At 43.3% G+C, this 10,905-nt stretch carries 9 protein-coding genes and 1 riboswitch; of the genes, 4 read left to right on the top strand and 5 right to left on the bottom strand.

Features of this window, described 5'->3' with window-relative positions; translation table 11 throughout:
• Window positions 1-2: 2 nt before the first annotated feature.
• Window positions 3-1,514: a hypothetical protein gene (locus tag IM319_RS12680; RefSeq protein WP_287735837.1), complete on the bottom strand. Its 1,512-nt coding sequence runs from the start codon at window positions 1,512-1,514 to the stop codon at window positions 3-5.
• Window positions 1,515-1,919: 405 nt separating this feature from the next.
• On the opposite strand from IM319_RS12680, the gene IM319_RS12675 reads away from it, so the two are divergent.
• Window positions 1,920-3,035 carry a fatty acid desaturase gene (locus IM319_RS12675; RefSeq protein ID WP_287735836.1) on the top strand — a complete coding sequence of 372 codons (1,116 nt, stop codon included), beginning with the start codon at window positions 1,920-1,922 and terminating at the stop codon, window positions 3,033-3,035.
• Between the two features lie 180 nt (window positions 3,036-3,215).
• Here IM319_RS12675 and IM319_RS12670 read toward each other — a convergent pair whose 3' ends face one another.
• Genes IM319_RS12670 through rpmI form a run of 3 tightly spaced genes read right to left on the bottom strand, consistent with a single transcriptional unit; the run spans window position 3,216 to window position 4,768 of the window.
• Window positions 3,216-4,172, bottom strand: coding sequence for a PhoH family protein (locus tag IM319_RS12670; protein WP_287735835.1), 957 nt, complete (start codon window positions 4,170-4,172; stop codon window positions 3,216-3,218).
• Window positions 4,173-4,185: 13 nt separating this feature from the next.
• On the bottom strand, window positions 4,186-4,533 hold the full coding sequence (gene rplT / locus IM319_RS12665) for a 50S ribosomal protein L20 (RefSeq protein WP_002791991.1): 348 nt from the start codon (window positions 4,531-4,533) through the stop codon (window positions 4,186-4,188).
• A gap of 31 nt (window positions 4,534-4,564) precedes the next feature.
• Window positions 4,565-4,768 carry a 50S ribosomal protein L35 gene (gene rpmI, locus IM319_RS12660; protein ID WP_002781071.1) on the bottom strand — a complete coding sequence of 68 codons (204 nt, stop codon included), beginning with the start codon at window positions 4,766-4,768 and terminating at the stop codon, window positions 4,565-4,567.
• 209 nt (window positions 4,769-4,977) lie between these two features.
• On the opposite strand from rpmI, the gene IM319_RS12655 reads away from it, so the two are divergent.
• Entirely contained in the window at window positions 4,978-6,153 is a 1,176-nt protein-coding gene (locus IM319_RS12655; protein ID WP_287735834.1) for a transaldolase, read from the top strand.
• A 1,054-nt stretch (window positions 6,154-7,207) separates the two neighbouring features.
• A riboswitch (TPP riboswitch) is annotated at window positions 7,208-7,304 on the top strand.
• 8 nt (window positions 7,305-7,312) lie between these two features.
• Window positions 7,313-8,695 carry a phosphomethylpyrimidine synthase gene (gene thiC, locus IM319_RS12650; RefSeq protein WP_287735833.1) on the top strand — a complete coding sequence of 461 codons (1,383 nt, stop codon included), beginning with the start codon at window positions 7,313-7,315 and terminating at the stop codon, window positions 8,693-8,695.
• Window positions 8,696-8,782: 87 nt separating this feature from the next.
• Here the strand turns inward: thiC and IM319_RS12645 are convergent, their stop codons facing one another.
• Window positions 8,783-9,322 carry a phycobiliprotein lyase gene (locus tag IM319_RS12645; RefSeq protein ID WP_046660836.1) on the bottom strand — a complete coding sequence of 180 codons (540 nt, stop codon included), beginning with the start codon at window positions 9,320-9,322 and terminating at the stop codon, window positions 8,783-8,785.
• Window positions 9,323-9,606: 284 nt separating this feature from the next.
• Between IM319_RS12645 and IM319_RS12640 the strand changes: the two genes are divergently transcribed.
• Window positions 9,607-10,527 (top strand): NAD(+) kinase, encoded by a 921-nt coding sequence (locus IM319_RS12640; protein WP_286825099.1) that lies wholly within the window; start codon window positions 9,607-9,609, stop codon window positions 10,525-10,527.
• The last annotated feature ends 378 nt before the right edge of the window (window positions 10,528-10,905 follow it).

The raw sequence follows: 10,905 nt of genomic DNA, 5'->3' as shown, positions 1-10,905 counted from the left end.
AGTTAACCTAGGTGCTGAGATGTTAAGTAGTGGAAGGGGGGCATCCGATTAGGGTCTTCTAAAAAGCATAATAGATGATGTCCTAGATGTTCGGGTTTATCTTCTAAATTATCTGGTGATTGTCGCCTCACCTCTTGAACTTTTGTGGACAATTGATTGATTTGAATACCCTGTAAGAGTGTATTAATTTCTGTTCTGTGAATTGCTTCCTGAGCATGACAGCGCGACCCAACGGCTAAAGGTATGCCATATTTTAAGCTTCTTTTAAAGAATTGCTCTAAATCCTCTTGAGTTGAAGCGCAAAGATTGCTCCATAGAGTTGTTTCTTGGCACAAATAGGACTCGCTGTTATTAACTGTTTGTGTATCTATAGAATTTGTTGTTAATCTCTCCCATCTACTTTTCCAATTTTTATAAACTGGTTGATTCCGATATCTATTCTCCAATCTCATAAGAGAGCGAACATTAACAAAATATACTCTCTTAAGTTGAGTTAGGCTATCAAAGCAATTGTATTCCCAAGATTCAAAGTTAGTATATAGTAGCTTACCATTGGTGAAAAATTCAATATTTAAGTTTGCACCTCCTCGCTCATGACAATCTTCAATAATTTTTGTTAAAATGTTCGTTATATCTTTTTGAGTATAAACATCTTTGCTAACGCTACTATCTACAGGAAGAGGTATATAATTATTTCCTTGACTTTGAGATGTATTTAACTGTAGAAAACACGCAGCAAATTTATATTCATGGGAAGTATTTGCTTGACTTTTACTCTCCTCTATTTTGATAATTAGATAGTTGTTAATATTTTCTCGATTGTCAGGTTCCGGATTAATTGCTGGTATCTCTGCTATCCAAGCATTGTAATCTGTGTCAGTAATATTTAATGGTTTCTTTAACTCCTGTATTGTTTGTTCAATGTATGAGCGATTGTAGCTATTAATTCTGCTATCTTGAGTAAGTCTAAAAAGTATTCTTAATAAATCTTTATCATCTGGAAGATTTATGATTTTATCGATGATTTCTTCAAAATTAGCATTGTCATTATCTGGCAAGTAAGACTTTATGATCCGATTCAGTTCTGATTGTTGTTGTCCAGACAATTTATTTTTAAGTTCTGTAAATATATTAATTTTTGTCTTATTTTCTTTAAGTTTATCCTGTAAAAAAGTCCCATTATCACTTATTTTTCTATTATACTCTTCAACCAATGAGATGACATTGGCCTTGTTAACTTTTTCTATATCTCTTTCTAATCCCTTGTTAAATGCCTGGGCAAGTAATGGAAAAAAAATTTTATATGCGTGCGTTTTTAGCGACTGCACGTCGTAGCCAGACTCTCTTTCTATGTGTTCATAAGTCCAACCCTGTGCGAACCCTTCGATTAAACATTTTTGAATAGATGTAATACCATTAGGCTCTATCAATTGAATCACTTTTTCCACACAGCTTAAAAACAGTTCTTTGCCTAAAGAACTTGGAATTTCTGGCTTAGATTTTCTATCTCCCATTTGTACTTGTGGTTCTCCTTTTAAGAATACAATTCACAAAATGCTACTTTTAGCTACTTAATGATACTTTGGCAAGTTGACTACTAAATGCTACAAAAACCACCTCGACAATTAAAAGGGCTAGAAATAAGCTAAAAGTGTAGTCTAATTCAGAGCTTATGTACATCTCAAACTACCAGATAAAATCACTAACCGAGAGGCTAAAAAATCTCTTGGGGTATCTACCCAAAGAAGCTTGGGTAATTAATCTTGCCTTCGAGATAGAAATCTCTCCAAAGCCGTTTTTTAGTGATGGGCAATTAGTCCAGCACTATCGAAAAATTGAACGGCTGCACAGCTAATAAAACCGCCTGAATTTGGTTATTTAACCATTTTCAGGACAGTACAACTTATTTTCTACTGACTATGATACTCAAAAAAACCACCCCAACACAAGCATCGGCTTTAAGGGATAATCCACGCCTAGGGATGCTCCAAATCAGCGATAATCGTCTCGTACAAGCTTTCTTTGACTGGCTAACAGGCTACTACCTTGCTACCCCTCTCTGGAAAAGCACCCCCTCCTTAGAGCTAATCTATGGCATACTCCAGTATATAGGGGGATTAGCGATCGCTCTTAGCCACTGGCAATTAATCCCACTAGGATGTGTGTTATCCGTAGCTGGGGCGGCTCAATTGCAGGAAATAGCCCACTTTTGCGCCCATAATGCTTTTTTCCCTCAATATCCCACTTATAACCATCTTTTAGGTTGTTTGCTCACCTTAATTACCGGGAAAAAGCCCTTTCCATTGTTCAAAAAAGATCACCTACTAATTCACCACCCCCCGAAAAACCTAGCTACCATGAATGACAAGGGGAATACCCCCTACCTAGTAGAAGAGTTAGGTTTTGAATTTGGGGAAGAAGAGGCCTTCTATTGGCAAAATCTCGGCAAGTTATTACTCTCTCCCAAGTTTTACGGAGAAACCTTCCTTTCTCGTCTGACTAATCTCCTTAAAGCTCCCATTAACTATCAAATAGCTACCCTGATTGTGCTTTTCTTGGCCTCTGTTTGTGCGGGTTTAACCCATTCTTGTTTAATCTGCTTACTCTGGGCGCTATTTACCCAACTCGGAACCTATGCAGCCGCACTCTTGCAACAGCTACCGGAGCATAATTGGGCCTATGAAGCCGATGATAATGAGGCAGCTAAATCTCAGGTAATTGGTAAATCTTTTGCTCTATATCTGGGTGCTTACCCCCCGCGCTCAGACCACTGGTTAGAGTGGTTAAAGTGGTCCACGGAATTAGTGGGAGCAGTCTTTATTCGGCTAATCATCCTTCCAGTTAGCCTAGGGGCGCACTGTGTTCATCATGCTACACCAAACGATCACAACTGGGCTAACCAACTATATACCCTAAGAGCTTTTCAGACTGGCTCAATGAAAGGATGGCAGCGTTATCAATTCCTTGAGGTTTGGGGATACCGAAACGCATTAAACTACGTCTTTGTCGGTTTTAGTTTAAGGGGAAAAAGCTAAATTAAACTCGGTGTGCAACTATATTTTTAGTCTTGATTTACAACAAGGCTTTCAGAAATCAGCAGAGATAAAGTATCCTCTAGAACCCTGATTCTGTCCTTTTTAGTTGCACATCGCGTTAAATTAACCTAATTCTATACTCTCTCGCAAGAGTACAAGAGCGACTATCTCAACAATCTGTTATTTTTCGTGCTGTTCGTAGGCTGAGACGATTTTTTGTACTAAAGGATGACGCACCACATCGGCCCGGGATAGGTAACAAAAAGCGATCCCTTCTACTGATTTTAGGATTTTTTGAGCGGCAATTAACCCTGATTCTTGTTGTTGCGGTAAATCGGTCTGGGTGACATCTCCAGTTACTACCATGCGCGAACCGAATCCCAAGCGAGTTAAGACCATTTTTAACTGTGCTGGGGTGGTATTTTGGGCCTCATCAACAATAACAAAAGCATTAGCTAGGGTTCGTCCCCGCATATAAGCTAAGGGAGCGATTTCGATTTTACCCCGTTCCATCAGGTCGGGAATTTTGGCCGCTTCGATAAATTCGTATAAAGCATCGTAGAGGGGACGCAAAAAAGGATCGACTTTTTGCTGTAAATCCCCCGGGAGAAAGCCTAATTTTTCCCCTGCTTCCACGGCCGGCCGGGTGAGGATAATCCGTTCTACTTTATCTTCTAATAAAGCTTGTACGGCTAAAACGGCGGCTAAAAAGGTTTTACCCGTGCCGGCAGGTCCAATACAAAAGGTGATATCGTGACTTTGAATCGCTTGGATATATTCACGCTGACGGAAGGTTTTCGCCCGAATTAGCTCCCCGCGACGGGTACGAGCGAGAATATCCTGCTGTAGTTCTTTATACTCGCTAGAACGCCCCGTATCGAGGGCATGGATAGCGGTCATAATATCGGCTTCGGCGATTAACTTGGCCTCTTGCCATAAAATACTTAAGGAGCGTACAATCGCTGTGGCACGCTCCACGGGGGTCGGTTGCCCCGCAATCCGCAATTCCATCCCTCTGAGGACTAAATTCGCCCCAGTTTGCCTGGCTATCAATTTGAGGTTAGCTTCTTGATGACCAGCTAAAGCGATCGCACTTTCTGAACTGGGGAATTGAATCGTTTGCCAAGTTTCCGTCATGCTTGGGGCTAAATTATCCTTTGGCTAGTTCTACCACTTTAGCAAAAGCGACGGGATCGAGGACAGCTAATTGGGCCAACATTTTCCGATTCAGGAGGATATTAGCTTTCTTTAATTGTCCGGTCAGTTGGCTGTAACTGATGCCCTGTTGACGGGCAGCCGCGTTAATGCGGGTAATCCAAAGACGACGAAAATCGCGTTTACGTTTGCGACGGTCTCTATAGGCATTCCGCAAGGCCTTCATTACCTGTTGGTTAGCGGTACGGAATAAACGCGAGTGAGAACCGCGAAAACCTTTGGCTAATTTGAGAACTTTTTTGCGTCGCTTGCGGGCGACATTCCCCCGTTTTACTCTAGACATGATAATCCTTTAGACGATTTTTCTGGAAAACTTACAAATAGGGCAACATTAAGCGCACTTCCTTCTCGTCGCGCTCGTGTACCAAGGTAATCTGGGACAAACGACGGCGCTTGCGTTCGGCACTTTTATGATCGAGTAGGTGATTTTTGAAGGCTTTGCGACGTTTGATTTTTTTGCCGCTTCCCGTGGCCTCGAATCGTTTGGCCGCCGCCTTTCGCGTTTTTAGCTTGGGCATAAACTCCGTTTTATTAAATCGACACAATCACTAATACTATCACAAATAGAGGACTTTAGGCAAGGAGTGGCCAAAAGATTCCCCGGCTCGTCCTTACTTTGGCCGGGTCTGTGCTTGGGAATTAAATCAATCGGGAATTTTCCCCTTCCTCTCGATCGAATCGCTAAGATGTGGATGAAGTCTCGTGTTAACACGCATCTGGAGAAGTCATGGCTAAAACCCTACTAGAACAATTACGCCAATTTACAGTGGTTGTTGCCGATACCGGCGATATCCAAGCGATCGAAGCTTTTACCCCCCAAGATACCACCACTAACCCCTCCCTGATTACGGCCGCGGCCCAAATGCCCCAATATCAGCCGATTGTCGATCAAACCCTGCAAGCGGCCAGAGAAGAATTAGGAGAGCAGGCCACCCCGGAAGATGTGGCCAAATTAGCTTTCGATCGCCTAGCCATCGGTTTTGGCCTACAAATCCTGCAAATCGTCCCCGGCCGCGTCTCCACCGAAGTGGATGCTCGTCTTTCCTACGATACCCAAGCTACCATCGACAAGGCCCGTTATCTCATTTCCCAGTATGAACAAGCGGGTATCTCTAGAGAAAGAGTCTTAATTAAAATTGCCTCGACTTGGGAAGGGATTAAAGCCGCAGAAGTCCTCGAAAAAGAGGGAATTCACTGTAATTTAACCCTATTATTCGGTTTTCATCAGGCGATCGCCTGTGCGGAGGCGGGAGTAACCTTAATTTCTCCCTTTGTCGGTCGGATTCTCGATTGGTATAAAAAAGAAACTGGTAAAGACTACGTTGGTGCTGAAGATCCCGGAGTCCAATCCGTCACCCAGATCTATAACTACTATAAAAAGTTCGGTTATAAAACCGAAGTTATGGGGGCAAGTTTCCGCAATATCAGTGAAATTCGCGAGTTAGCTGGCTGTGATCTTTTAACCATTTCCCCGAAACTTCTCGAACAATTGCAAGAGACAGAAGCCGATTTACCCCGTAAGCTCGATCCAGCACTGGCTACAACCCTTGATATTGTCAAAATTCCCATGGATAAAGCGAATTTTGAGAAAATGCACGCCGAAGATGCCATGGCTTCCGAAAAACTAGCGGAAGGTATTCAAGGTTTTACCAAAGCTTTAGAGTTATTAGAACAACTGCTGATTCAACGTTTAACCCAGTTGGAAGGTCAGTCAACCCTAGAACACGCCGCCGAAGATATTTTTCGAGTTTATGATCATGATGGGGATGGTTTCATCACCCGGGAAGAATGGGCGGGAACCGATGCGGTATTCGATGCGATCGATATTAACCATGATGGTAAAATTTCTCCCGATGAGATCGCTGTCGGTTTGGGTGCGGCTTTTCGTTTAGTGGAAGCCTAGAATTGGTTGTGATTTGAATCACTGATTGCTCTGATTTTAATCGGTAACTAATGGTGAGTTGCTCACATAGCCTAGAAGTGTTTTCCCACTGCTGAAAATTTACTACCCTGTCCGGCTAGAGATAATTTAGCTGGATTTTTCTTATGGAAGGCCTGGGAGAGGGGTAGTGATACTAAATCCGGTTATTAAAAACTGATTATGTAGGGTTTGCTGAATAATGGTAAAACCCTTTTAAAATAAGGCTTTTGACCTGTTAAAATCCGATATTCATGCTGCGAAAATCGGATTGGGACCATCAAAAACCTGGCATTATCCTTATGATAGTACATAAGTTGGTACAAAAAAGAGAGGGCAACAAAGCCTGAAACTCCCGACGACCGGCTACTGACGACCGGCTACTGACTCCTAACCCCACCAACAAAATTTTTGCTGCAAACCCTATGTATTCCCCCTTTTGCTTATTGCCTATTGCCTGAGTGCCTATCCTTATATGTTACCTATACTCAACGGATTTAGTATGAGATGTGGTTCTTGATATTTTCTCAAAAAATCAAGCTATAGCGTTTCCTGTTCGCACTAGGTACATTATCGATGTTGAAAAGCTTAATTAGCAAAGGTTTAAGTGTGCCACACAGGTGTGAGAACCGCTATATATATTTGGTTGGCTATTGATACAAGTAAGTAGGGAGGCACAATTATTTGTAGGATGGGTTAGCGGTAGCGTAACCCATGCGGGTGTTGGGTTTCATGCTTCAACCCAACCTACGTTCTACGTTCATCTTATATTTAATTCCACCCACCTACTTACCAGAAAAGTTATTGGTTTTTATCTAAAAAATAGAAGCCATAAATCGGGTAAAAAATTATGGAAAAGTTTACCATTCTTTGCTCGACAATATGCTATTGCTTATCCGGAACTACTTCTAAATCACCACCGATTTTTCTAAAATTACTATTTCTATTTTAGGTGGTCTAAGTGTGTTTTAGCTTAACTGCCTAATCAAACAACAATCTTAAGCTTTATCTCCTCAGTCCTCAACAGTGATACAATTGCCGTCATAGCTAGGGGTGTCTGAGGCAATCAGGCTGAGAAAGACCCTTAGAACCTGAGACTGGGTAATTCCAGCGTAGGGAAGCTGTTTACAGAGGAAATAAAATTATGAGACAAGAATGGGTTGCCCCCCGGCGCGGACAAGCAAATGTATCGCAAATGCACTACGCCCGTCAGGGGATAATTACCGAAGAGATGGCTTATGTGGCAAAACGGGAAAATCTCTCTCCCGAATTGATTCGCAGCGAAATCGCCCGAGGAAGACTGATTATTCCGGCTAATATCAATCACCTCAATCTGGAACCTATGGCGATCGGTATTGCTTCTAAGTGTAAAGTTAATGCTAATATCGGAGCTTCCCCTAACTCCTCGAATATTAACGAAGAACTGGAAAAATTACACCTAGCGGTCAAATACGGCGCGGATACGGTGATGGATCTTTCCACCGGTGGCGGTAATTTGGACGAAATTCGCACTGCGATTATCAATGCTTCTCCTGTCCCCATCGGTACTGTACCCATCTATCAAGCGGTGGAAAGCGTTCACGGCAATATTGAAAAACTCACCCCCGAAGATTTCCTCCATATTATCGAAAAACACGCCGAGCAAGGGGTGGATTACATGACGATTCATGCGGGAATCCTCATCGAACACCTGCCTTTAGTCAAAACTCGTCTGACCGGGATTGTCTCCCGGGGTGGTGGTATTATTGCTAAGTGGATGCTACACCACCACAAGCAAAATCCTCTCTACACCCATTTCGACGAAATTATCGAGATTTTCAAGCGTTATGACGTTTCTTTTAGTCTCGGTGACTCCCTGCGTCCCGGTTGTACCCACGATGCTTCCGATGCAGCCCAATTAGCGGAATTGAAAACCCTCGGCCAACTGACGCGCCGCGCTTGGGAACACGATGTACAGGTGATGGTGGAAGGACCTGGCCATGTTCCCATGGATCAAATTGAATTTAATGTGAAAAAACAAATGGAGGAGTGTAGCGAAGCACCTTTCTATGTTCTTGGTCCTCTTGTCACCGATATTGCTCCAGGGTACGATCATATCACTTCGGCGATCGGGGCGGCTCTGGCGGGTTGGTACGGGACGGCGATGTTATGTTATGTCACCCCGAAAGAACATCTCGGTTTACCCAACGCTGAAGATGTGCGAAATGGCTTAATTGCCTACAAAATAGCGGCTCATGCGGCAGATATCGCCCGTCATCGTCCCGGAGCGCGCGATCGTGACGATGAACTCTCAATTGCTCGTTATAATTTCGATTGGAATCGTCAATTTCAGTTATCCTTGGATCCCGATCGCGCTAAGGAATACCACGATGAGACTTTACCCGCAGATATCTATAAGACTGCGGAGTTTTGTTCGATGTGTGGACCGAAATTCTGTCCTATGCAAACTAAGGTCGATGCCGATGCGATTACGGAATTAGAGAAGTTTCTCGCTAGTCAGAATCAAGAAAATCTAACCCCAGTTTAAAGGGGAGTTAGTAAGAGGGCTGACTTGATTTCAGCCCTCTTACTAGGATAGAAGTCAAAATTATGGGAATAGCCGCCGATTTTTTGACTAATTGACCCGTTTTTCTAGATATTGACCGATCATCAATTCTTGACCGGCGCGAGAGATAATCGTTTGTCGAGTACGATATTGTTGACCGATGAGTTTAATTTCTTCTTCAAAGACAGAACCGGCGTATTCTGTTCTCAGACAGAGAGTAGAGGGATTAGGAAAGGTATAAATAGCGCTAACGGGTTTATCCGTCGCAAATCCCCGATCGCGATAGAGAATATTATCTAAAATACCGAATATAGTCGAACCGTTGGAGGGTTTTTTACTCTGGGGACGGAGATAATTACTTTGCCAAGTGACTTCCGTACCACCTAATAAAGTTGTATCTTCCAGATTATGTAAACGGGCAAGTTGAATTAATGGTTCGCTGCCTTGGGGTAAATATTTAATCTCGATGGCGCTGATAACTTCTTGGGGTTCCGTTTCTTGGGTGAGGGTGTAATAACGTCTCTGGGATTGCCAGCGTCCTTCTGTCTGCTTAAAAAAGGCTAAAGCCGAGGTTTCCAGCGATAATTGGGCGGTTTGAATTAATGTCATAGAAATAAAACCTTTCCTGTTTTTTGGGAGAGCAGATTTGTTATCCTTTGTCAAGAGTTTGCCAGAGAATTGTTACACATCTTAATACAATTATAAGCTGTTAAGTATTTAAATTGCCAGTTGAGATGAGGCAAGAGGAGATAGGGTGACAGGGTGATGAGACAGCTTCCCCACTTCCCCACTTCCCCATCTCCCAACCCACTTTTTACTTTTTACTTTTCACCCGATCTGCCCGGTCTTGGTATTGTTAAAAATATAGAACCTCCGAACAAGGTCTCAACTCCGTGCAGTTAAAACAAGTAATCATTGCCCATAAGGCCAACCATCCCCAAAGTAAAGCATGGGCAGAAAAATGCGCTAAACAGTTAGAAGCCCGTCAGTGTAAAGTTTTAATGGGACCCAGTGGCTTTAAAGATAATCCCTATCCAGTATTTTTAGCCTCAGCATCGGAAAAAATCGACCTCGCCATCGTTTTGGGGGGAGATGGAACCATTTTAGCCGCCGCTCGCTATTTAGCTCAGGAAGACATTCCAATTTTAGCGGTGAATGTCGGCGGCCATCTGGGATTTTTAACGGAACCTTTTGAGATTTTCCAAGATACGGAGACGGTCTGGGAGCGTTTACAATCCGATCACTATGCGGTACAACAACGGATGATGTTAACTGCCAGAATCTATGAAGGGGATAAAAGAAACCCGCAGGCAGTGAGCGAGGCATTTTATGCCCTGAATGAGATGTGTGTGAAACCCGCTAGTATCGATAGGATGCCCACCTCGATCCTCGAAATCGAAGTGGACGGGGAAGTAGTAGATCAGTACCAAGGAGATGGTTTATTAGTGGCTACTCCCACGGGGTCCACCTGTTACACCGCTTCCGCTAATGGCCCGATTATACACCCCGGCATGGAAGCGATCGCTGTCACCCCGATTTGTCCCTTGAGTCTTTCCAGTCGGCCGATTGTCATTCCCCCGGCATCTCTGGTCAGTATTTGGCCTCTGGGAGACTACGAATTAAACACTAAACTCTGGATGGATGGTGCTTTAGCCACTTCCATTTGGCCTGGGCAATGGGTGGGAGTTACCAAAGCTGAAAAATTCGCCCAATTTATTATCCTGCGGGAAAGCTATTCTTTTTATCAGACTCTACAGGAAAAATTGCAATGGGCCGGGGCGAGAATTCATTATGATGGCAATCGTCATAATTAGGGTTTGCGGCAAAAAGTTTTTCGTGGGGACAGGGTGTGGGGTGTGGGGTGTAGGGTTTTACCGATTTTGCGGGGGTCAACTACCTAATTTTCAGGGAAAAAGTACCTGAATTTTCCCCCTGATCACTCCCATGCCTGGTACTTTTTGATTTCAAAAAAGCCTAAAAATATTATCCAACAAGGTTTTTAGATTTATTCAGCAACCCCTAGATATATGTAATTAATTGTGTCTAGCTACTTAGGGTCTGCTGAAAAAGTTTTTCGGTGGGGGTTGGGGGTTGGGGGATGGGGGATGGGGGATGGGTTTTACCGATTTTCAGGTGGTCAACTACCTAATTTTCAGGGAAAAAGTACCTGAATTTTCCCCCTGATCACTCCC

It is taken from the genome of Microcystis sp. M113S1 (assembly GCF_020246945.1).
GTDB lineage: Bacteria > Cyanobacteriota > Cyanobacteriia > Cyanobacteriales > Microcystaceae > Microcystis.
Note: the sequence above shows the minus strand (reverse complement) of the source record. Positions and strands in the feature narration are given on the sequence as shown.

Bases quoted from the DNA above. Each gene is read 5' to 3' on its own strand.
- IM319_RS12680 (WP_287735837.1), bottom strand. From the start codon at position 1,514: ATGGGAGATAGAAAATCTAAGCCAGAAATTCCAAGTTCTTTAGGCAAA.
- IM319_RS12675 (WP_287735836.1), top strand. From the start codon at position 1,920: ATGATACTCAAAAAAACCACCCCAACACAAGCATCGGCTTTAAGGGAT.
- IM319_RS12670 (WP_287735835.1), bottom strand. From the start codon at position 4,172: ATGACGGAAACTTGGCAAACGATTCAATTCCCCAGTTCAGAAAGTGCG.
- rplT (WP_002791991.1), bottom strand. From the start codon at position 4,533: ATGTCTAGAGTAAAACGGGGGAATGTCGCCCGCAAGCGACGCAAAAAA.
- rpmI (WP_002781071.1), bottom strand. From the start codon at position 4,768: ATGCCCAAGCTAAAAACGCGAAAGGCGGCGGCCAAACGATTCGAGGCC.
- IM319_RS12655 (WP_287735834.1), top strand. From the start codon at position 4,978: ATGGCTAAAACCCTACTAGAACAATTACGCCAATTTACAGTGGTTGTT.
- thiC (WP_287735833.1), top strand. From the start codon at position 7,313: ATGAGACAAGAATGGGTTGCCCCCCGGCGCGGACAAGCAAATGTATCG.
- IM319_RS12645 (WP_046660836.1), bottom strand. From the start codon at position 9,322: ATGACATTAATTCAAACCGCCCAATTATCGCTGGAAACCTCGGCTTTA.